The sequence below is a fragment of the Streptomyces violaceoruber genome, from assembly GCF_033406955.1.
Taxonomy (GTDB): Bacteria; Actinomycetota; Actinomycetes; order Streptomycetales; family Streptomycetaceae; genus Streptomyces; species Streptomyces violaceoruber.
Genome location: NZ_CP137734.1, coordinates 447,908 through 468,554, shown reverse-complemented (window position 1 = coordinate 468,554; position 20,647 = coordinate 447,908). Strand labels below are relative to the sequence as shown.

Sequence of the window (20,647 nt, the reverse complement as noted above, 5' to 3'; positions counted from 1 at the left end):
CAGGATCGCATCCCCCGGGCGGGCACGGATCCGTACGACATGGTGTGGCCGAGGCCACGCCCCGGGCGGGGGCCGGGCCATGTCCCCCGCGGTGCGCCGCGGGCTACCGTTTCCGCGGACCCGTGTTCCCCACGACGAGCAGTTCGGACGGCCCGGCAGTGCACACAGATCTCTCCCCCGTCATCGCGGCGACCGCACAGTGGCTCACCCGCGCCTACCCGGCGTCCGGCGGCGCCCTGGCCGACGCCCTGTGCGAGGCGCAGGCCCGGCAGGCCGTGACGGTCGCGGCCCGGCTGCGGTATCCGACCCCGATGGACGTGGCGCTGCTGGGCGTGGCGGGCCCCGGAGGCTCCGCCCGGCTCGACCGGATCACGGGAGCCGACGGCGCGACGCCCACCGACCCGGACGCGGACGCCTGGCGGACCTGGGTGGACGAGGTCGTCGCCAGCTGGGCGGCCTGCCTGCTGAGCGACCCGGCGCTCGCCGGGCCGGCCGTGGCCGCGCTGGCCGAGGGCGGCCCCTCGGCCGGGACGCCGGCGGAGTTCCGCCGCCTGCTCGCACCCGGCGACGCCGACCGCCGGGCGGCGGCCCTGCTGCGCCACCCGGACCTCGTCGCCCCCGTCGCCGTCCTGCACCACGCCGGGCTCCTGGCCCGGCTGGACCCGGGCCGGGCCCTCGTCGCCTGATCCGCGGCGCGACGGGCGCGGACGTCCGCGCGGAGCCGGGCGTGCCCTCAGGCAGCCGTCTCCAGGTTCGCCACCGGGGACACCCTCGGCACCGCCGCCCGGCGTTCGCGCAGGAGGTGGCCCGCGCCGATCGTGCCGGCGATGACCAACCCACCGGCGATCAGGGCGCCGCGGGCACCGGCCAGCTCCATCAGGAGGCCCAGGGCGGGCGGCCCGCCCAGGCCCCACACCGTGCCGATGCTGCCCCACACCCCCAGCACCCGGCCCCGCATGTGCGCGGGCGGGTCGGTCTGGAGCACCGCCGTACCGGCGGTGTCGGAGACGGACTCCACGACGGCCATGGGGAGCACCATCACCAGCAGGACGGCCAGCGACGGCGACAGCCCCGCCACCACCTGCAACAGCCCGCCCGCCGCGGCCAGCGCGCCCACCACCCGCACCGAGGGGCGCCGCAGCCGGGCACCCAGGACGGCGCCGACGATGCCGCCGACCGCCAGCACCGTGGACACGGTGCCGAAGGACCCGGCGCCGCCCGCGAGCGGCCCGGTGACCAGTACGGCCAGGGTCAGCTGGTAGTTGCGCCCGAAGACCGCGCTGACCCCGGTGACACCGGCCAGCGTCAGCAGCCGGGGGCGGCGCGCGAAGAAGGCCAGCCCCTCGCGCACGCTCATGGTGTCCTGCGCGCCGCGTTCCTCCGCCGCCCCGGCGTGCCTGATCGCACCCCGGGCGGGGCGCAGGAAGGGGATGACCGAGGCCACGAACAGGAACGACAGCCCGTTGGCGGCGTACGCGGCGGCCGTACCGAGGAAGCCGACCGTCACACCGGCGAGCGCGGCCCCCGTGAGCCGGCCCGCCTGGTGCACCAGGGCGCCCACCCCGATCGCGGAGGGCACGTCCTCGCGCGGGACGAGGTCGTTGCCCAGCAGGGAGCACGCCGGGCCGTCGACCGTGGCGATGACGCCGGTGACGGCGGCCAGCACCATCAGGGAGCCCATGTCGAGCCGGTCGAGCGCCACCATGAGCGCGGTCACGAACGCGACCGCTCCGAGCAGTGCCTGGCTGACCGCGGCGGTCAGTTTGCGCGGCCAGCGGTCGACGGCCGCGCCGCCGAACACACTGATCAGCAGCGCGGGCGCGGCCTGGACGGACATCGACAGACCGGTCGCCGCGGCGGAGCCGGTGATCTGCAGGACCAGCAGGTTCTGCACGGTGAGCTGCATCCACGTACCGGCGTTCGAGACGAAGTTCGCGACCGACCACCAGCGCATGCTGCGATGTCTCAGGGACCGCCACGGCGACCGGGACGGCTCGGACGGCGGGGCGGCAGGGGACGGCGGGGCGGAGACGGGGGAAGAAGACACAGTGCGCCACTCGAAGGCGGGTCGCGGGACCCGTAGGGGAAACGGACGGGAACGAGCAGGCCGGCTGCGCTGCGCGGCTGTTCCACCGGTCCGGACACGGCGCCGACCATCGTGGCAGAAGGGACCGGCGAGTCGTCGCCGGTGCGGGCCCCCGCCCGCGGCCCGGACGGACCAACCGCCTCTGCCGCTGCCGCATTTGAGTCCACGAGTGTGCTTGATCACAGCAGTCCGCGGCGGGCGGCGCACCACCCGCGGTCCGTGACCGCGGTCACGCACCCTCGTCCCGGTGGCGGGCGCCGGAGCATGTGAGCGCCCCGGCGGGGCACTCGGCGCACGCTGTTCAGCGCTCCGAGGGAGAAAGGTCGTCCTCATGATGCCCATGGCGGCGTTCAGCCCACGGGGGGAGTCCCGCACGCCCTGGGGCCGCGTCCTGGTGACCGGCGGTGCCGGATTCCTCGGCTCGCACCTGTGCACCCGGCTGCTCGACGCGGGGGCCGAGGTCGACTGCCTGGACAACCTCTCCACGGGGCGGGCCGAGAAGGTGGCCCACCTGGCGGGCCGCCCCGGCTTCCGCTTCCTGGAACGGGACATCTCCGCACCCGGCTGCGCGGACGCGCTCACCGGCCCCTACGACCTGGTCCTGCACCTGGCGGGCCCCGCGTCCCCGGCCGCCCGGCCGGACCGGCCCGTCGAAGCCCTCGACGCGGGCAGCCTGGGCACCCGTACCGCGCTGTCCGTCGCCGGCCGGGACGGCGCCCGGTTCCTCCTCGCCTCCTCGCCCCCGGCCGGCCCCGGCACCCGCGGCGACGCCCCGGACGACGCCGACCCGGTCGGCCCGCACCGTGCCTGCGCCGAGGCCGTCCGGTTCGCCGAGGCCCTGGTCGCCGCACACGCGGGCGCCAACGGCTCGAACGCCGGGATCGTCCGGCTGTTCGACGGCTACGGACCCGGTATGCGGACGGACGGCGCGGGCACACCGGCCGCGCTGATCGAAGCGGCCCTGACCGGCCGGCCGGTCACCGTCCCCGGGGACGGCAGCGGGACGTACCCCCTGTGCTACGTCGACGACATGGTCGACGGCGTACTCCTGGTCGCGGCCGGACGGTCGGTGCGGCCCGTGGACATCGGCGGCGACGAGGAGCCCACCGCCGCGGAGATCGCCCGCCTGGTGATCGAGCTGACCGGCTCCGACTCGCCGCTGGCCTTCGTCGAGGACGCCGGGGACGGGCGGCCGCGGCCCCGGCCGGTCACCGGCTTCGCCCGCGAGATCTTCGGCTGGCTGCCGAGTGTGACCTGGCAGGACGGTCTGGAGCGCACCGTCGCCGCCTTCCGCGACCGGCCCGACCCGGTGCCGACGGCGACCCGGGAGCCGGCGGGGGAACGGATGGGGGAGTGGTGGGCGCAGGGGTGAGCCTGCCGTCACCCGGCACGTGCGGCCGTCACCCGGCGCCTGCGAGGACCCCGTCAGGCATGCGTGCGAAGGGTCCCGCCGCGGCGGGACCCTTCGCACGCATGCCTGACGGCGGCCGCTCGGTCAGCCGGACCTGCCCCGCCCCGACAGCGCGTCCCGCACCCGGTCGACCATGCCCGCGCCGGGGGCGAGGAGCTTGTCCATCGGAGGCTTGTCCGGGGCCGCCGGATGCGGCCGGGTCGGCGCCGTCTTCTTCGCCCGGCGGACCTTCTCGCCCAACTCGTCCAGGGCGTCCGCGGGGCACGCCTCGCGCAGCCTCGGGAACAGGTTGCCCTCCTCGTCGGCGACGTGCTCACGGATCTCGCTCATCAGCTTGCCGATCAACCGGTCGAACTCGGCGTCGTCCGCCGCGCAGCCCTCCAGGTCCTTCATGATCTGCTCGGCCCCGGCGTGGTCCTCGAGCTCCTTGTCCGCGAGGGCGCCGCCGCCCGGCACGTGCTCCCGGACGGCCGGGTACAGATACGCCTCCTCCGCCACCGAGTGCCGGACCAGCTCGATCGTGGCCTGATCGGCGTACAGCTTGCGGTCCTTGTGACCGGGCGGCAGCGCCTCGATTTTGCCGAAGAGCTCCTCGACCTCACGGTGATCGGTCGTCAGCTCGTCGATGACGTTTCCTCCGTGTCCCATGTTCCACCTCCAAGAGGGTCGTGGCAGGACTCACCGCCACGGGCCTCGGGTCCCCCCGCAGGAGGCCGGTTAACGCCCGGTCAGGCCCCGAGCCTGGCCCGGACACCGCCCGCCCGTGCCGCGGGGCCGGCCGCGGCCCGGACCGAGCGGTGCACCAGGTGGGCGTCGTGCCGGAGGTCATGGGCGGCGTGCCGGCCGCGCCACAGCAACGAGGGGGCGCTGCCCGTGTCGTCGGCCGCGATCAGCAGCCCGCCCATCATGGACAGGTTCTTGAGGAAGTGGATGCGCTGCTGGGCGCGGTCGGACGGGTCCTCCGCCTCCCAGTACCGGTGCGCCGCCAGCGTGGTGGGGACCAGCGTCACGGCGAGGGCCAGCGCGGCGAGCCGCGGACAGCGGCCGAGGCCCAGCATGATCCCGCCGACCACGTGCACGGCGCCGTTGAGCCGTACGAGTTGCTCGGTGCTGTCGGGCAGCACCGGCACGCGGTCGGCCACCGGCCGCACGACCGGCTCGGCCGCCGGTGCCACGTCCTGGGGCCTGCGCAGCGACTGCAGGCCGCCCGCGACGAACATCGAGGCGAGCATCGGCCGGCCGGCCAGACGCAGAAGACTCATGACGCTGTCTCGCTCTCTTGGAGGGGGTACCGACGGGAACACCAGCGGGGTGGCGCCCCACTGGGATCATCAGGTGCCACGGCCCGCCGCCGCCATTCGGCGTCCGGCGGCGCACCGGCGGTGCCGGGCACCGCACCGGGCGGGCAAGGCGCAGCTCAGAGGCTGGTGAGGATCTGCGGGGCCAGGTTCTTGATCATGGTGTTGGTCCAGCGCATCTGGCGCAGTGTCCGCGGGTGGCAGGAGGAGGCGAGCGTCAGCAGTGCGCTGTCCCGCGACGCCTGGGCGGCCTGGGCAAGCATCTCCCAGTGCAGCGAGTTCTCCGCCGCGAGGACATGCAGTTCCCGCAGGTCGCGCAGGAGGAGCAGGCCCGGCTCCGGCCGGTGCGCGACCGCCTCGGACGCCTTCTCGCGCAGGGTCGCGAAGACGCCGTCCGCGGAGTGGCGCGGCGGCTCGCCCAGCTTCGCGCCGCGCTCCGCGGCGGTCTCGGCGAGCCGCCGCATGTGCTCGCGGGACCAGCGGGCGAGGTCGGTGGCGACATGGTGGACCTCGTGCTCGGTGCGGTGCCGCTCGGCCACGGTCACCAGGTCGTGTGCCAGGTGCCGTTCGCCGCGGTGCAGCGTACGCAGGGTCAGGTCGATGCCGTTCACCGGGCGCCTTCCTCGTGGCCGTGCGGGAACTCGGTGGGTTCCCGCTCCGTCGTGCGCGCCGCCGGTCCGCCCGAGGTGGGCGGTGCGGCACCGGCGGTGACCGGTGCGGACGCGGTGGTGGTCGGCGCCGGGGAGGGCCGTCCGCCCCCGCGCTCCACGAGGGTGAGCGCGGCGGCGGCCGTCTTGAACAGCGGCTGCTTGGAGGCCGGGTCCCAGTCGGTGACCGTGGTCTCGTTCGCGGCCCGCCCGGGGGTGTCCGGGCTCGGCCCCGACCCGCCCGCGGTGTCCCAGTAGCCGTAGTGGAACGGCACGAACAGCAGCCCTGTCCGGATGCCGGTCACCCGCAGCCGCCCGCGCAGGGAGCCGCGCCTGCTGGTGACCTCCACCAGGTCGCCCTCGCCCAGGCCGAGCCGCTCCGCGTCCCCGGCGGAGACCTCCACCCACACGTCGGGGGCGGCGTCGTTGAGCTGGGGCGCGCGCCCCGTCTTCGTGCGGGTGTGGAAGTGGTAGAGCGTCCGCCCCGTCGTCAGCTGGAACGGGTACTCCTCGTCCGGCTCCTCGTGCGGCGGCAGATAGGCGGCGGCCTTGAGCATCGCCCTGCCGTCGGGGTTGAGGGAGCGGTACTCCACGACCTCCTGCGAGGCCCCGGTCTCCAGGTCCTTGCCGTAGCTCTCGCACACGTCCGGGTGGGCCCAGCCGAAGCCGTCCGTGTAGAGCCGTGCCGTCCCCTCGGGGGCCCGGTCGTCGCAGGGCCACTGGATGCCGCTCGTGTCGCGGAGCTTGGCGTAGGACAGGCCCGTGTAGTCGCACGGGCGGCCCGCGCTGCACCGCTTCCACGCCTCGAACGCCGACTCGGGGCCGTCCCAGGGGATCAGCGGCCCGCCGTCCTTGTCCCGGAAGTCCATGCGCCGCGCGTAGTCCAGGAAGATGTCCAGATCGGGCCTGGCCTCACCGGGCGGCTCCACCGCCTTGCGGGACAGGTGCACCGTGCGGTCCGCGTTGGTGAGCGCGCCGGTCTTCTCGCCCCAGGTCGCGGCGGGCAGCACCACGTCGGCCAGCCGTGCCGTCTCCGTCAGGTAGAGGTCCTGTACGACCGTGAACAGCCGCTCCTGCGACAGGATCGAGCGGATGCGCGGCAGTTCGGGCATCGAGACGGCGGGGTTGGTTCCGCTGATCCACAGCATCCGCAGCGAGCCCTGCTCGGCGTACCGGAAGATCTGCATCGCGTGGGTCGGCGGCGCGAAGTGCGGGATGGTCTCCGGCTCGACGTTCCACACCCGGGCCAGGTCGGCCACGTGGGCGTCGTTCTGCCAGTTGCGGAAGCCCGGCAGGTCGCCGTTGGCCCCGCACTCGCGGGTGTTCTGGGCGGTGGGCTGGCCGTTCATCTGAAGGAGTCCGGCACCGGGCCGGCCCAGCATCCCGCGGATCAGGTGCAGGTTGTTGACCTGCACGGCGGCGGCGGTCGCCTGGTGGGACTGGTAGACACCCTGGAGGACCGTGGAGACCAACGCCTCGGCGGTGCCGACGAGTTCGGCCGCCTCCTCGATCCGGGCGGCGGGCACGTCGCAGATCTCCGCCGCCCACTTGGGCGTGCAGTCGGCGACCCGGGCGGCCAGTTCCCCGAAGCCGACGGTGTGCGCGTCGATGAAGTCCCGGTCGATCCGCTCGTGCCGGATCGTCTCGTGCAGCAGCGCGTTGAGCAGGGCGACGTTGGTGCCGCTGCGGGGCGCGAGGTGTACGGCGGCGTGTTCGGCGACGCGGGTGGGGCGCGGGTCCACACAGAGCAGCCGCGGTGGGTCTGCGCCCTCCAGGCGGTCGAGGAGCCGCATCCACTGCACGGGCTGGGTCTCGGCGATGTTGTGGCCGAACAGCGCGATCACGTCGGCGTGGTCGAAGTCGTCGTAACTGCCGGGCTGCCCGTCACAGCCGAAGCTTTCCTTCAACGCCTCCGCGGCCGTGGACGTGCACAGCCGGGTGTTGCCGTCGAGGTGGTTGGTGCCGATGCCGGCCCGGGCCAGGACCGCGAGGGTGTAGTACTCCTCCAGGAACAGCTGACCGCTCGTGTAGAACCCGATCGAGCCCGGCCCGCGCGAGTCCAGCAGTTCGCGCGAGCGGGCGGCCACCAGGTCCATCGCGGTGTCCCAGTCCGTCTCCACCAACTGCCCGTCCCGCCGCACCAGCGGCCGGGTCAGCCGGTCACGGGAGGCGTTGGCCTGCCAGCCGAACAGGTCCTTCGGGCCGAGCCGTCCCCGGTTGACCCGGTCCACGTCCCGGCCCCGTACGCCCACCATGCGGCCGTCGGCCACCGCGATGTCCATGGCGTCGCCGTCCGAGTGCAGGATCGACGCGGACTGCACCCACCGCTGCACCGCCTCGGGCTCCACCCCTTCGGCGAGGAACGTGTCCACCCGGGCCGGCCAGGTCTCGTGCCGCCCGTAGGGCACCCGTGCGCCCCACGGCCGCGCGATCCGGTCCGTCGCATCCTCCATCGCCGGCCTCCCGCCCACGTACGTCACACTGCCGGCCGCCGGGTACCCGGGCGCCACCGATCGAAGCGAACCACTTGTGGGAGCGCTCCCAGGCGGGCAGCATGCCGAGGTGACAGCGACTGCCTCGGTACGCCCCTACCGCCCCGCCGACGCCCCGGCCCTCGACGACATCTGCATCCGGACCGCGCACAACGGCCGGGACAGCCGGCCCGTGTACGCGGACCCCGCCGTCCTGCCTGCCATCTTCGCCGCGCCCTACGTCCACCTGGACCCCGGCCTGGCCTTCGTGCTGGACGACGGGCGGGGCCGCGCGGTCGGCTACATCCTCGGCACGGCGGACACCGCGCGCTTCGCCGCCGAGTTCCGGGCGACGTGGCTGCCGAGGGTCGCCGACCGGTACCCGGCGCCGCAGGGGCCGCCCGGCACCCGGACCCCGGACGAGGTCATGGCCGGACTGCTGCACGACCCGGAGCGCATGGTCGTCCCGGAACTGGCGGCCTACCCCGCCCATCTGCACATCGACCTGCTGCCCGACTGGCAGGGGCGGGGCCACGGCCGGACCCTGATGCGGACGTTGTGGCGGGCCCTGCGCGAACGCGGCGTCCCCGCCGTCCACCTGGTCATGGCGACGGCCAACACCCCGGCCAGGGCCTTCTACGACCGCCTCGGCTTCCACGAGGTCCCGGCTTCCGGTCTCGACCCCGCGGAGGTCACCTGCCTGGGACGCACGACGCAGGACACGGAGGACATGGAGGGCGCGCAGGGCGCGGAGGACACGCACGACACAGAGAACACGCGGGGCACGGAGGACACGCACGACACAGAGAACACGCGGGGCACGGAACGGACCTGACGGCCGGACGGGCGGGCGGTCAGCGCCCGTTGTCAGTCCCCGTCCAGCCGGTAGACGTTGAAGGCCCGGCGGATGACCGGCTGCGCCACGTTGCGCACCCGGACTCCGCCCGCCGTCATCCCGTGCTCCGTGCCCAGGTGGGCGTGTCCGTGGACGGCCAGGTCGGCGCCGGCCGTGTCGATCGCCTCCGCCAGGAGGTAGCTGCCGAGGAACGGATGGATCTCCGGCGGCTCCCCGGCGAGCGTGTCCGCGACGGGGGAGAAGTGCGTCAGCGCCACCCGCGCCGCGCAGTCCTCCTCGGCCAGCTGCTTCAGCGCGGCGTGCAGGCTGTCCGCCGAACGGCGGGTGGTCCGCACGAACTCCTTCATCACCGGCTCACCGAACTCACCGGCGCTGCGCCCCACGAACCCGCCGCCGAAGCCCTTGGTCCCGGCGATCCCCACCCGGCCCCCGGCGCACTCCACGACGGTCGCCTCGCCCTCCAGCACGGTCACCCCGGCGTCCCGAAGGATCGCGGTGACCTTCTCGGGCCGTTCGTCGTGGTGGTCGTGGTTCCCGAGGACCGCCACCACCGGCACCGGCAGGTCCCGCACCTCCCGGGCGACCACCCGTGCCTCCCGAGGGGTGCCGTGCCGGGTGAGGTCCCCGGCCAGCAGCAGCACATCGGCACAGTCGGGCAGGGTTTCGAAGGCCGGCCGCAGCAGCCCCTCGCTGTCGGGTCCCATGTGGATGTCCCCGACGGCGGCGACCCGGATCGTCACAGCTCCTCCGCCTGGTCGGGGCGGGTGGTCCGAGCCACCACGACGTCGGCGTGCACGGTCAGCCCGGCCAGCTCCTCACGGGCCAGGCGCAGCACGGTCTCGCGGCACTGCGCCGAGGGCACCGTGCCGGTCAGCGCGACCGCCCCGGCCCGGACCTCGGCACGTACGCCGAGCTCACCCAGTTCCTCCGCGGCGAGCCGGTCCTGGAGGTGCGCCACCCGGTATTCGACGTTCTGGACGCCTGGGTCGCTCATCGCTGGTCCTCCTTCGAGGCGGTGGCCGGCGGACCGGCCGGAGGGATGATCTCCAGCCGTTCGAGAACGAAGAAGAACGCGGCGGGCATCGGATCGTCGCCGCAGTCGCGCCGCAGTGCCGCCCAGTCGATCTTCTCGCGCAGGGTGCGGGCGATCGGCAGTACCGCACCGAAGTCGCAGTGGTGCTCCGAGAAGGCGGCCAGCAGACCGCGCAGCAGGTCGGTCGGCGACAGGACCGGCATCAGGACCGAGTCGACCGACAGATCCCGGGCCCGGTCCAGCAGAGCCGTCGTGACCGGCTCGTGCGCCAGCTCGAAGATCAGGTCGACCTGCTGCCCCAGGCAGTCCGCCTTGAGCAGCCAGTCCTCGGGCGGCGTGTACACCGTCAGCCCCGCCTCCCGCAGCGTCGCGGCGACGGCGTCGGCGTCCTCGGGACGGATGCAGAAGTCGACGTCGTGCTGAAGGTTCTGGGTGCCGCCGTGCGCGTACACGGCGACACTGCCGGCCAGCGCGAACGGGTGCTCCGCCTTCTTCAGGGTCGAGCCCACCTGCTTGGCGGCCTGGAGGATCGCCTGGTTGCGGTCGAGCGGGAGATCCTCGTGGGGTGCCTCACGGCGGGGTGCGGGGCCGCGGTCCCCGTCGGCCGGGCGCAGCTCGGAGACGCCGGCCCGTCGGCCGGTTGCCTGATCGTCTGCGGGCTGCCTCATCGTTGTCCCCTTCCCGGGCTGTCGCCGTCGACGGAACGGACCGGACCGGCCCTCCCCTTCTCGCCGGGCGGGTACCCGGCGCCGTACCGACGACACCGCGGCAGGTGCCGGTGTGAGGCGCGCGGGGATCGCGGGCACTCGGCCGGCATGAGCGACGAGCGGATGCGACAGCGGACCGGCTCCGCCGACCGCCGGACCGTAGAACGGCTGGTGGCGGCCTGGCTGGCCGAGACCGAGCGGCACGATCCCGAGGCCGCCGGCGAGGCCCGGGACGGATGGGAACGGGACGCGCTGTCCGACCGGTCCGCCCAGGACCTGGCCACCTGGGTCACCGCCAGGGTCACGGACACCGGCTTCACCGAGGACGAGGGCCCCTACGTTGCGGGCCCCGTGCGGATCACCCCGGCGGACAAGGACACCGTGCACGCCTGGCTGCGCGCCCGCGGGCACGCCGTGTGAGGCGGACACCGGTGCCGCCGGTGCCGTCTGTGCCGCCTCACGATGGCGGTCGCCACTCGAACATCAGCAGCGTCGCGTCGTCCCGCAGCCGCCCCTCCTGCATGGCCAGGATGGAGTGGATCAGCCGGCGCAAGGACTCCGGCGCCAGCTCACCCCCGGCCGTGGCCCGGATGACGTAGTCGGCGAAGCGTTCGAGGCCCAGCAGCTTGGCCTCCCGGGTCCGGGCCTCCACGACACCGTCGGTGTACATCAGCACCCGGTCCCCGGGCTCCAGCGAGATCTCGTGCGTCCGGCGCGCGTGCGGGCTGAGCAGGGACGGCATGCCCATGGGCGGGTCGGCGTCGCGCTCCATCGCGTCGATGACCAGCCGCTGGTCGCGGATCAGAATGGGCGCGGGGTGACCGCAGTTGGCCCAGCGCAGCACGCCGGTGACCAGGTCGAGCTGCGCGATGACCGAGGTGCAGAACTTGTCCGGGAGCCAGCTGGACAGCGCCTCGTCCACGCTGCGCACCAGCTCGGGCAGGTCCGCGCCGGTGCGCCGGGCGTTGCGGCAGGCCGCCAGCGAGACCGTAGTGGTCAGTCCGGAGGCCAGGTCGTGTCCCATCGCGTCCAGGACGGCCACGTGCAGCGTGGTCTCCGTCAGCGCGTGGTCGAAGGCGTCGCCGCCGATCTCGTAGGCGGGTTCCAGCACGGCCGTCGACACGACGTTGCCGTTGCCGATGGTGCGCGGTGGCAGCAGGGCGCGGAGCATCTCGGCGGGCAGCGTCATGCGCTCGGTGCGGGTGCGCCGTACGAAGGAGTCCTCGTAGAGCCGCTTGGACGTGATCACCATGGCGAGCAGCGAGGCGAGCGCCCGGCCGCGGGTCAGCGAGGAGGCGGTGAGGGCCGTCTCGCACAGGGCCAGCACGCCGAGCCGCTCCGCGCCGTCCAGCAGCGGGAACCAGGCGGTGATGCCGCCGCCCGTTCCGGACTCCTCCACCCGCAGCGACTGGGTGCGGTACGCCCACCCCGCCGGCGAACCGTCGACCGGCACCGACGGGGCCACGGCCGTCTGGGGCACCAGGTGGCGCTGCTGGAGGTCGACGAGGTAGACGACGGCGTGCCGCAGTCCCAGGGCCTTGACGCACCGGGCGGTGGCGGTGCGCAGGTCCAGGGTGAGGTGGGCCGGATCGGCGAGGAAGCTGCGCAGCCCGGCGTCGTCCGAGTCCGACGTGGACACCTCGTCTCCTCCCGTCGAGAGCCCGCCGCGGCGGGAACGATGCCCCGCAGCCTGGCACCGCCCGTCCCACCCCGCCCGTCGTGCCGTCCGACCGGGTGGCGCTTCGGTCCCGCCGGAAGGGGCACGCGTCACCTCGTACGACCCCGAGCGCCGAGGAGTGGTGCCGCATGACCGAGTACGAGCGTTCCCGCACCATGCCCGCCCAGCCCGAGCAGGTCTTCGACCAGGCCGCGAACGTGGGACAGCTGGCGACCTGGCTGCCCCGGGACCTGCACGTGGAGCCGGAGGAACCGCCCGCCGTCACCGTGCACGAGGACCGCACCGACCAGGACACCTCGGCGCTGCTGAGCGCCCGGCCCGAGCAGCTGCGGCTCGAGTGGGGCACCCGCGAACAGGGCAGCTACGCCGGCTGGCTGCAGGTCGCCGGGCTCGACAGCGGGGCCAGCGAGGTCACGGTGCACCTGTCGTTCTTCGACGACACCCACGACCCGGGCCGGCGGACGGTCGCCGAGGCCCTCGACGGCAGCCTGCGGCGGCTGGAGGAACAGGTGAGGCTGCGCACCGACAACGCGGCCGGCTGAGGAGGACGAGGCGCCCCTCGGCGGTCGGGAACGCCGGCGATCCTCTCGCCGTCCCTCGGCCGGAGGCTGTTCACCCGGGCGACGTCGCTGACCGAGCACTCCCGCACGGCAGTCCACCGGTCGTTTGCCGCCGACGGCCGGGTCGTTCACGTACTGCCCCGCTTCCGGCAGACGGCGTCCAGCCAGTAGGCGGAGCGCACCGCGAGCACGTCGGAGTCGGTGGCGGGCTCCCGGCGGAGGCGGACGTCCGCCCCCCGGACGCAGACGCCGGTCGGCGCCGGGTCCCCGCCACCCGGCGCGGCCGGCGCGGTGACGGGGCGAAGCGTCGGTGACGACCGGGACGCCGGTGTCCCTGACCACTCTCAGGGCGGCCCGCGACCCGGAGACCTCCCACGGGCGGCCCGGGTGTCCGTCCGCGGCGCCGGGGCATCCACCCCGCCGTGGACGCTCACCACCGCCCGCCGATGGACCGCACCCCGGCACTGCTCGTCGAGGGGTACGTCTGGCTGCCGAACCGCATGCGCGACGGCACCGGCTCCGTGCCGCGCACCCGGCTGCTCGGCAGGCCCGCGCCGGCCGTGCGGGGACCGGAAGCCGTGCGCTTCTTCTACGAGGAGTCGCACGTCCACCGCCACGGCGCCGTCCCGGCACCCGTGCTGGACACCCTGTTCGGGCAAGGTCCGCCGCTTCTACCCGTTCGCCCCGTTCCTCGGCGGCCGGACCGCGACGGAGCCGACCAGGCACGGCGAGTCCGTCCCGGCGGGCGGGATCCCGCTGCGCGACGGCTACGGGCAGAACGACGAGGAACTGTGGGGCGACCGTACGCCTTCCGGCCGGAGCGGTTCCTGCACCGGCCACCCGCCCCGACGAACTGGTCCCGCAGGGCGGCGGCGCCCCCGCGGCCGGTCACCGCTGCCCGGCGAGCGCGTCACCGTCGGCCTCCCTGGAGTCCCTGGCGGTGCGGTTGGCGCGCCCGGACTGCACGGTCCCCGCGCAGGAGCTGCGCATCCCGCTGCGCCGCATCCCCACCCGACCCCGCAGCGGCTTCGTCGTCACCGGCGTGCGCGCGTCCTGACCAGGCGTCAGAGGACGCGTGGACGGCGCGTCACACGGCCACCCGTGCAGGGCCGGTTGGCTGATCGTTTGCAGCCCTGCGGGTGTGCGTCCGCCTCGGGCGGCCGAAGTGGCCGTCACCCGAATGGACCCCGAACGCTACTGGTCGCGGCCGAACCGGTGTCTCCTGGAGTGTGTCAGCGGCGTCCAGGCTGGGAGGCCGATCATGTACGAAATGTGCGTGGGCCCGGAGAAGGCGGGCGGAGCGTTGGTGTGGCACGTACTGTCCAAACAGGCCGCGGCCACACTCTGCGGACAGCAGCTCCGTGAACGTATAGAGGCATCCGACGGTGAACGGGCGCGTCACTGCCCGGACTGCATGGCTTCGTTCGAGAAGTTGATGGCAACCACACCGTGCTGACGGACCGTCCGCAAGCCGTCCGCCCCGCCGCATCCCGCGGCGGGGCGGACGGCGTTCCCGGGGCGGCGTGATCGTCGGCGGGAACCCGGAGCGGGAGCGCGGTCCCTGACGATCACTCGGTTGGTGCAGTGTCGTGACGGGGAGCCGGGGAAGTCGCCGGTCATGCCCCGGCGCGCGTCGTCCTCCCGCACCCGGGGCGGCAGGAGGCGCCGCGGCCGGGATCCCCGAGTCGGCCGCGGCGCATCCTCCTCGGGCCGCCGAGCGGCCTCCCCCGCGGGCGCGATGGGTGTCGGCCGCCGGACCATTTGGGTGTCGTCCCCGATGGCCGCGCGGTGGCCCGGCGTGTGACCGTGGACCGGCGTCGCGCCCCGGCGGTCCTTGCGGGTGCCGGGGGAGGGCGTGGGCCGGCGGCTGGTGCCGCCCGTTCAGGGGCGTTGCCGCGTGGTCCGTTCCGGATCTGCGGTGCGCACCCGGGTGCCGGGGGCGGTGTCGCGGCGCGGATGCCCCGGGCGGCGTGCCCGCCCGCATGCCCCGGTGTCGGTATGCCCGTATGCCCGTATGCCCGTATGTCTGTCTGCCCGTTCGGCCGTCGGTCCGGCTCCCCGCCCGGCCGCCTGCTGGTCCGTCCGCTCGTCCGCTCGTCCGCTCGTCCGATGACGCATCCCCGAAGAAGGAGAACCCGCATCCATCCCCGTCTAGTGAAGCCCTCCCGAACCTCCGCGCGGTCGAAGGCGGTGACCCGTGGGACACGCTGACACCCTGCTCGCCATGGGCGGCGCCTTCGTCGCCGCCGCGTTCCTCGCCCGCCTCGGCGGGAGGATCGGACTTCCGACGATCCCTCTGTTCATGCTCGCCGGCATCCTGCTCGGCCCTCACACACCGGGCTTCGTCCTGGTCGAGGACGCGCACGACTTCGAGATGCTCTCCGCACTCGGACTGGTGCTGCTCCTCTTCTACCTCGGGCTGGAGTTCCACCTCGACGACCTCAAGAGCGGTGGCAAACGGCTCCTCACCGCCGGGGGCATCTACCTGCTCCTGAACGTGGGCGCCGGACTCGGCTTCGGGTTCGTCCTCGGATGGGGGGTGCGCGAAGCCCTGGTGCTGGCGGGTGTGCTCGGCATCTCCTCGTCCGCGATCGTCACCAAGATCCTCATCGACCTGGGCCGGATCGGCCGCCCGGAGACCCGCCTGATCCTCGGTGTCATCGTCGTCGAGGACATCTTCCTCGCGCTGTACCTGGCCGCCCTGCAACCGGTGATCTCCGGCGCGCACGGCGTCGCCGACACGGCCCTCCAGGCAGGCAAGGCCTTCGGCTTCCTGCTGGTACTGGCGGCCGCGGCCCGCTACGGCACCCGGCTCGTGGGGCGACTGATCCACACGCGGGACAACGAACTGCTCGTCATCAGCTTCCTCGGTGCCGCGGTGCTCGTCGCCGGTGTCTCCGAAGTCCTGGGCGTCGCCGACGCCATCGGCGCCTTCATGGTCGGTCTGATCCTCGCCGGCACGCCCTCGGGGCCGCGGATCCGCGAACTGGTGCACCCGCTGCGCGACGCCTTCGCGGCCATCTTCTTCTTCGCCTTCGGGCTCGCCATCGACCCCGGCGACCTCGCCTCCGTCGCCGGTCCGGTGGCCGCGGCGGCGGCCCTGACCGTCGTCATGAACATCGTCGCCGGGCTGTGCGTCGCCCGGGTCTACCACTACGGTTCCGAACCGGCCGCGGAGATCGCCACCACCCTCGTCGCCCGCGGGGAGTTCGCGCTGATCCTGGCCGCCATGGCCGCGGGCGCCGGACTCGACGCCCGGCTCGCTCCCTTCATCGCCGGATACGTGCTCGTGCTCGCCGTCCTCGGCCCCATCGTCGCGGGACGTGCGCACGTCCTCGCCGCCGCGCTGCGAGCCGTCGGCGGACTCCTGCCGGGGACGAGGGCACCGGTCGCGGCGGCGGACGGCGGGGCCGGCGGCGCGGAGACGGAAGACGCAGACGACGGCCGTCCGGAGCCGGGCCCGGTGCCGGTACCGGCCCAGGCCTCTCCCGCGTTCGGGTCGTCGTCCTCCCCGGAGCACACGGAGGCGGGGCACTAGCCGGGACGCGAAGGGTCACGCATCGAGGCCCGCGGGCGTGGCCGGTCCTCGCTCAGGGCGGCACGGCGGCCCGGCTTGCGGTGGGACAATCTGCCCACAGGGTCGTTGTCCGACGCCGGGGTCGGACGCGTCCGGGACCGGAAGGAGCCGTCAGCATGATCGAGTGGGTGCCTCTGGGCAGCGGTGCCAGACCCGTTCCCCGCCCGGTCGCGGATCCCCTGGTGTGGGCGGGCGCGTTCGGCGGTGCCCTCCTCCTGGTCGGGCTGCTCAACGGCATCGTGGGCGCGGGGCGTCCGGGACTCGCCCTGGTCGCCCTCTCCCTGCTGGCGGCCCTGCTCGGCCTCTGCGCCCGGTTCACGGCCGCACCGGGAACGGCCGTGTTGTGCTGGCTCTCCCTCAACGGCTTCGCCATACCGCCGGCCGGCACGCTCACCTGGACCGGCCGGCGGGACGCGTTCTGGCTGGCCTGCCTGCTCGGCGCGGCCCTCGTCGGCACGGCGCTGGCCCGGCTGGTCCACGCGCGGGCCGCCTACCGTCGGCTGACCACGGCAACCGGCCTGGACGTGCCGGAGCCCGGGACCGGACCCGGCGACGTCTGAGCCCACCGGCACGTGGGGGGCCCGCGGAACCCCGGACACAGGTGTCAGGAGAGGGGCGGACCGCGGACACACCGGCGGCCCGGAGACGCACGGACGACGGACCGCGGCCACCGGCGGCCGGGAAGGGACGGACCGCGGACACCGGCGGCCGGGAAGGGACGGACCGCGGACACCGGCCCGCCCCTCCCCACCGCCGTCCGGTCAGGCCGTGTGCAGGGTCAGGCCGTAGCGGTTGAGGATCTCGTTGACCGGCTGGAACCAGGTCTCCCCGCCGCTCGAGCAGTTGCCCCAGCCGCCCGAGGTGACGCCCTGCGCCTGGTCACCGCTGATGAAGGAGCCGCCGGAGTCGCCGCCCTCGGCGCACACGCTGGTCTTGGTCAGCTGGTGCACCACCGAGCCGTCGCTGTAGTTGACCGTCTCGTTGTGGGCGAGCACGGTGCCGCAGTGCCAGTGCGTGGTCGACCCGGAGCGGCAGATCGAGGCACCGACGGGTGCCACGTTCGAGCCGCGCACGAGCTGGTCGGAGACGGTGCCCCAGCCCAGCACGACCGGCACCGTCCACCAGCCGCTGCCCACGCTGACCCACGCGTAGTCGTTGTCGGGGAAGGACGAGCCCTGGAAGGTGCCGATGTAGGAGCGGTCCCAGCCGCTGACCCCGGCGCCGGCCCGGCCGCAGTGCCCGGCGGTGACGAACCCGCCGTGCACCGAGAAGCCGATGGAGCAGCGGACGTTGCCGGTGTAGTAGGGGTCACCGCCGACGGTGCCCGCCGCGAAGGTCTGCGGGGCCGACGGCACCGTCCGCACCGTGACCGGCGCGGTCGCGCGGGCCTGCTTCAGGAAGCTCTGGACATCGTTGTCAGCGCGCTCGCCCGCGACCACGTCCACGACGACCTTGTTGGTGGCCCGGTCGGCGCGCCAGCTGCTCACTCCGGCCGGTGCGTCGAGACGGTCGACGCGCGCCTTGGCCGCGTCGAGCTGCTGTGCGCTGTGCTCCACGGTGCGGACCTGCGCGCCGGTGGCGCGGACCGCCCGCAGGGCCGAGGGTGTCGCGTCCGAGGTGACGGCCACCGTCAGCCGCCCGGCGTCCGCGTCGAACCACGAACCGCCGAAGGCCTTTCCGGCCGCCCGGCGTGCCGCGGTCTCGATGCCGGTGGCTTCGCGTTCGGCCGCGAGCCGGTCCTCGGCCTCGGCCCGGGTGAGGCCGAAGTCCCGCTGCATCGCGTCCAGCAGACCGGCGGAGGCCGGCTGCTCGGAGGAGGAGGGGGAGTGCGCGGGGGCGTCGGCCGCCGAGGCCGGCAGGGTGCCGACCGCGGTGAGGCTGCCGAGCACGAGGAGTCCGGCCAGGCCGAGGTGCCTGAGTCTGCTGCGTCTCACGGGAGTTGCCCTTCGTCGTTCCAGCAAGGTGGGGGTGGAACAGATGGCATGGAACAACCGCGGTTTGAGAGCGCTCTCATCGGGTCGCTTCGAGCTTAGCCAGCTGTTGTCATCAGGTCCATGCCAATGCACGGCCTTTCCGTGCCGCCGGTCCGGCGCCACGGCGACACGTTCCCTCCGGTTGGCCGGGCGCCGACGGGGCACTCAGTGCTGCGTCCTCACGATGACGGCCGCGCCGCGGCCACTGGACGTGGGAGGTACGCGTGGCGATTCGGCACAGGCTCATCCAGGCGACACCGGACGCGGTCTGGGACGTCCTCGCGGACGGCGACCTGTACGTGGAATGGGTCGTGGGACCCTCCCAGGTCACCCCGAGGGCCGGACAGTGGCCGCAGGTCGGCGCGACGATCGCGTACGAGGTGCGGCTCGGGCCGCTGCGGCTCAACAACGAGTCGGTGGTCAGACGCTGCGTGCCGGGCTCGGAGCTGGAGCTGGAGGCGAAGGCGGGCAGGCTCGGCACCGCCCGGATCGCCGTCGAGCTGCGCCCCTGGGGCGAGCAGTGCCTGGTGATCGTGGACGAACACCCCCTGCGCGGGCCGGGTGGTCTGCTGCACAACGTCGGCGTCGAGGCGCTGATCCAGGTGCGGCACCGGGCCATGCTCGCCAGGCTCGCGAAACTGTGCGAGTCCACGGCCGGTGAGCGGTGCCGTCCCGACCCCTCGGACACGACGGGGTCCGTGGAGTACCGGCCGGGGACCGGCCGTGCCTGACGCCGTCGTGGTCGGGGCCGGACCCAACGGGCTGGTGGCGGCGAACCTGCTGGCCGACGCCGGCTGGAGCGTGACGGTCCTGGAGGAGCAGCCCGAGCCGGGCGGCGCGGTGCGGCACGACGGCGAGGTCGCCCCCGGCTTCGTCAACGACCTGTTCAGCTCCTTCTACCCGCTCGCCGCCGCCTCCCCGGTCCTCGGCGGACTGCGGCTGGAGGCGCACGGGCTGCGCTGGGCGCACGCGCCCCACGTGCTGGCCCACCCCCTGACCGACGGGACCTGCGCCGTCCTCGACCGCGACGTCGCGACCACCGCCGCCTCCCTCGACGCCTTCGCCCTCGGGGACGGCGCCGCCTGGGAGCGGCTGCACGCCGTGTGGGACCGCTACCGGGCCGACATCCTGGACGCCCTGTTCACCCCCTTCCCACCGGTGCGCGCCACCGCCCGGCTGGCCCTGCGGCTGCGCGGCGCGGGCGGACTCCGGCTCGCCCGCACCCTGGTGCTGCCGGTGCGCCGCATGGGCGAGGAGGAGTTCCGCGGCGAGGGCGGCAGACTCCTCCTGGCCGGCAATGCCCTGCACGCCGACCTCGCCCCCGAGGCGGCCGGCAGCGGCGGCTTCGGCTGGCTGATGTCGATGCTCGGACAGACCTACGGCTTCCCCGTGCCGGTCGGCGGTTCCGGCGCCCTCACCGAGGCCCTGGTCCACCGGCTGCGCGCCCGGGGCGGCACACTGCACTGCGGCCGGCGCGTCGAACGGGTCCTGGTCCGCGACCGGCGCGCCGTCGGCGTGCGCACCGCCGACGGGGAGACGGTCACCGCCCGCCGCGCCGTCCTCGCGAACGTCTCCGTGCCGGCCCTCTACGGCCGGCTCGTCGCCCCCGCGGACCTGCCGGACCAGGTCCTCACCGACCTGCGGCGCTTCCAGTGGGACTTCGCCACCTTCAAGGTGGACTGGGCGCTGGACGGGCCCGTGCCCTGGCAGTGCGAGGCGGCGGCGCGGGCCGGCACCGTGCACCTGTCCGACGGCCTCGACGAACTGACCCGGTTCGCCGCCCAGATCGCCATGCGGCAGGTCCCCGACCGTCCCTTCTCGCTGTTCGGCCAGATGACCACCACGGACCCGACCCGCTCACCGCGCGGCACGGAGTCCGCCTGGGCCTACACCCACGTCCCCCACCACATCCGCGCCGACGCGGGCGAGGAGGGCATCACCGGCACCTGGGACACCGGGGAGCGGGAACTGATGGCCGACCGGGTCGAACGCCAGGTGGAACGCTTCGCGCCCGGCTTCCGGGCTCTGATACGAGCCCGCCGCGTGCTCGCCCCGCCGACGCTCCAGGCCCTGGACGCCAACCTGGAGGGCGGCGCCATCAACGGCGGCACCACCGCCATGCACCAGCAACTCGTCTTCCGGCCCGTGCCCGGCACCGGGCGGCCCGAGACCCCGGTGGCCGGTCTCTTCCTCGCCTCCGCGGGCGCCCACCCCGGGGGCGGCGTGCACGGGGCGCCCGGCGCCAACGCCGCGCGCGCCGCACTGCGCCAGCACCGGTTCGCGGGCCTCGCCCGGATCCAGCGGGCCCTGACCCGGCGGGACCGGGCGGGTGACCGGCACTGACCGTCGC

The 20,647-nt window shown here is 74.4% G+C and carries 19 protein-coding genes; 9 read left to right on the top strand and 10 right to left on the bottom strand.

Features of this window, described 5'->3' with window-relative positions; genetic code table 11:
• Nucleotides 1-158: 158 nt before the first annotated feature.
• The gene (locus tag R2E43_RS02305) at nucleotides 159-686 is read left to right on the top strand and encodes a hypothetical protein (protein WP_003971774.1); all 528 of its coding nucleotides are present in this window, start codon (nucleotides 159-161) and stop codon (nucleotides 684-686) included.
• Nucleotides 687-733: 47 nt separating this feature from the next.
• Here the strand turns inward: R2E43_RS02305 and R2E43_RS02300 are convergent, their stop codons facing one another.
• Complete coding sequence (locus R2E43_RS02300) at nucleotides 734-2,047, bottom strand: MFS transporter (protein ID WP_332055853.1); 1,314 nt, start codon at nucleotides 2,045-2,047, stop codon at nucleotides 734-736.
• Between the two features lie 370 nt (nucleotides 2,048-2,417).
• Between R2E43_RS02300 and R2E43_RS02295 the strand changes: the two genes are divergently transcribed.
• Nucleotides 2,418-3,458: an NAD-dependent epimerase/dehydratase family protein gene (locus R2E43_RS02295; RefSeq protein ID WP_016328051.1), complete on the top strand. Its 1,041-nt coding sequence runs from the start codon at nucleotides 2,418-2,420 to the stop codon at nucleotides 3,456-3,458.
• Nucleotides 3,459-3,581: 123 nt separating this feature from the next.
• Here the strand turns inward: R2E43_RS02295 and R2E43_RS02290 are convergent, their stop codons facing one another.
• The 4 genes from R2E43_RS02290 to R2E43_RS02275 form a co-directional block, all read right to left on the bottom strand.
• Nucleotides 3,582-4,145 (bottom strand): hemerythrin domain-containing protein, encoded by a 564-nt coding sequence (locus R2E43_RS02290; RefSeq protein ID WP_003971771.1) that lies wholly within the window; start codon nucleotides 4,143-4,145, stop codon nucleotides 3,582-3,584.
• Between the two features lie 80 nt (nucleotides 4,146-4,225).
• Entirely contained in the window at nucleotides 4,226-4,759 is a 534-nt protein-coding gene (locus R2E43_RS02285) for a DoxX family protein (RefSeq protein ID WP_011031617.1), read from the bottom strand.
• A gap of 155 nt (nucleotides 4,760-4,914) precedes the next feature.
• The gene (locus R2E43_RS02280) at nucleotides 4,915-5,406 is read right to left on the bottom strand and encodes a hypothetical protein (protein WP_093457633.1); all 492 of its coding nucleotides are present in this window, start codon (nucleotides 5,404-5,406) and stop codon (nucleotides 4,915-4,917) included.
• Nucleotides 5,403-7,895 (bottom strand): nitrate reductase, encoded by a 2,493-nt coding sequence (locus R2E43_RS02275; protein ID WP_319705952.1) that lies wholly within the window; start codon nucleotides 7,893-7,895, stop codon nucleotides 5,403-5,405. The genes R2E43_RS02280 and R2E43_RS02275 overlap by 4 nt, the downstream gene beginning before the upstream one ends.
• Nucleotides 7,896-8,004: 109 nt before the next feature.
• Here R2E43_RS02275 and R2E43_RS02270 point away from each other — a divergent pair, with 109 nt between their 5' ends.
• Nucleotides 8,005-8,748, top strand: coding sequence for a GNAT family N-acetyltransferase (locus R2E43_RS02270; RefSeq protein WP_332055852.1), 744 nt, complete (start codon nucleotides 8,005-8,007; stop codon nucleotides 8,746-8,748).
• Between the two features lie 32 nt (nucleotides 8,749-8,780).
• Here the strand turns inward: R2E43_RS02270 and R2E43_RS02265 are convergent, their stop codons facing one another.
• From R2E43_RS02265 to R2E43_RS02255, 3 genes are read right to left on the bottom strand one after another with little or no spacing between them, the layout of a single operon-like run.
• Nucleotides 8,781-9,509: a metallophosphoesterase family protein gene (locus R2E43_RS02265; RefSeq protein ID WP_093457636.1), complete on the bottom strand. Its 729-nt coding sequence runs from the start codon at nucleotides 9,507-9,509 to the stop codon at nucleotides 8,781-8,783.
• Complete coding sequence (locus R2E43_RS02260; RefSeq protein ID WP_003971765.1) at nucleotides 9,506-9,763, bottom strand: BON domain-containing protein; 258 nt, start codon at nucleotides 9,761-9,763, stop codon at nucleotides 9,506-9,508. Before R2E43_RS02260 ends, R2E43_RS02265 begins: the two co-directional genes overlap by 4 nt.
• Entirely contained in the window at nucleotides 9,760-10,470 is a 711-nt protein-coding gene (locus tag R2E43_RS02255; protein ID WP_030868774.1) for a nucleotidyltransferase family protein, read from the bottom strand. Before R2E43_RS02255 ends, R2E43_RS02260 begins: the two co-directional genes overlap by 4 nt.
• Before the next feature lie 147 nt (nucleotides 10,471-10,617).
• On the opposite strand from R2E43_RS02255, the gene R2E43_RS02250 reads away from it, so the two are divergent.
• Entirely contained in the window at nucleotides 10,618-10,929 is a 312-nt protein-coding gene (locus tag R2E43_RS02250; protein WP_003971763.1) for a hypothetical protein, read from the top strand.
• Between the two features lie 37 nt (nucleotides 10,930-10,966).
• Here the strand turns inward: R2E43_RS02250 and R2E43_RS02245 are convergent, their stop codons facing one another.
• Entirely contained in the window at nucleotides 10,967-12,280 is a 1,314-nt protein-coding gene (locus tag R2E43_RS02245) for a PP2C family protein-serine/threonine phosphatase (RefSeq protein ID WP_011031624.1), read from the bottom strand.
• 35 nt (nucleotides 12,281-12,315) lie between these two features.
• Here R2E43_RS02245 and R2E43_RS02240 point away from each other — a divergent pair, with 35 nt between their 5' ends.
• From R2E43_RS02240 to R2E43_RS02225, 3 genes are all read left to right on the top strand, one after another.
• Nucleotides 12,316-12,729, top strand: coding sequence for an SRPBCC family protein (locus R2E43_RS02240; RefSeq protein WP_003971761.1), 414 nt, complete (start codon nucleotides 12,316-12,318; stop codon nucleotides 12,727-12,729).
• 2,215 nt (nucleotides 12,730-14,944) lie between these two features.
• Nucleotides 14,945-16,285: a cation:proton antiporter gene (locus R2E43_RS02230; RefSeq protein WP_210983960.1), complete on the top strand. Its 1,341-nt coding sequence runs from the start codon at nucleotides 14,945-14,947 to the stop codon at nucleotides 16,283-16,285.
• A gap of 155 nt (nucleotides 16,286-16,440) precedes the next feature.
• Nucleotides 16,441-16,884 (top strand): hypothetical protein, encoded by a 444-nt coding sequence (locus R2E43_RS02225; RefSeq protein WP_011031627.1) that lies wholly within the window; start codon nucleotides 16,441-16,443, stop codon nucleotides 16,882-16,884.
• A gap of 201 nt (nucleotides 16,885-17,085) precedes the next feature.
• Here the strand turns inward: R2E43_RS02225 and R2E43_RS02220 are convergent, their stop codons facing one another.
• Nucleotides 17,086-18,258, bottom strand: a complete 1,173-nt coding sequence (locus tag R2E43_RS02220) for a S1 family peptidase (RefSeq protein ID WP_332055851.1) — start codon at nucleotides 18,256-18,258, stop codon at nucleotides 17,086-17,088.
• A gap of 263 nt (nucleotides 18,259-18,521) precedes the next feature.
• On the opposite strand from R2E43_RS02220, the gene R2E43_RS02215 reads away from it, so the two are divergent.
• Nucleotides 18,522-19,028, top strand: a complete 507-nt coding sequence (locus R2E43_RS02215; RefSeq protein ID WP_332055850.1) for an SRPBCC family protein — start codon at nucleotides 18,522-18,524, stop codon at nucleotides 19,026-19,028.
• Complete coding sequence (locus R2E43_RS02210; protein WP_332055849.1) at nucleotides 19,021-20,640, top strand: phytoene desaturase family protein; 1,620 nt, start codon at nucleotides 19,021-19,023, stop codon at nucleotides 20,638-20,640. The genes R2E43_RS02215 and R2E43_RS02210 overlap by 8 nt, the downstream gene beginning before the upstream one ends.
• Nucleotides 20,641-20,647 lie beyond the last annotated feature (7 nt).

What these genes read in the sequence shown, in the direction of transcription:
- R2E43_RS02295 (WP_016328051.1), top strand. Translation starts at nt 2,418, where the DNA reads ATGATGCCCATGGCGGCGTTCAGCCCACGGGGGGAGTCCCGCACGCCC.
- R2E43_RS02290 (WP_003971771.1), bottom strand. Translation starts at nt 4,145, where the DNA reads ATGGGACACGGAGGAAACGTCATCGACGAGCTGACGACCGATCACCGT.
- R2E43_RS02285 (WP_011031617.1), bottom strand. Translation starts at nt 4,759, where the DNA reads ATGAGTCTTCTGCGTCTGGCCGGCCGGCCGATGCTCGCCTCGATGTTC.
- R2E43_RS02275 (WP_319705952.1), bottom strand. Translation starts at nt 7,895, where the DNA reads ATGGAGGATGCGACGGACCGGATCGCGCGGCCGTGGGGCGCACGGGTG.
- R2E43_RS02260 (WP_003971765.1), bottom strand. Translation starts at nt 9,763, where the DNA reads ATGAGCGACCCAGGCGTCCAGAACGTCGAATACCGGGTGGCGCACCTC.
- R2E43_RS02255 (WP_030868774.1), bottom strand. Translation starts at nt 10,470, where the DNA reads ATGAGGCAGCCCGCAGACGATCAGGCAACCGGCCGACGGGCCGGCGTC.
- R2E43_RS02250 (WP_003971763.1), top strand. Translation starts at nt 10,618, where the DNA reads ATGAGCGACGAGCGGATGCGACAGCGGACCGGCTCCGCCGACCGCCGG.
- R2E43_RS02240 (WP_003971761.1), top strand. Translation starts at nt 12,316, where the DNA reads ATGACCGAGTACGAGCGTTCCCGCACCATGCCCGCCCAGCCCGAGCAG.
- R2E43_RS02225 (WP_011031627.1), top strand. Translation starts at nt 16,441, where the DNA reads ATGATCGAGTGGGTGCCTCTGGGCAGCGGTGCCAGACCCGTTCCCCGC.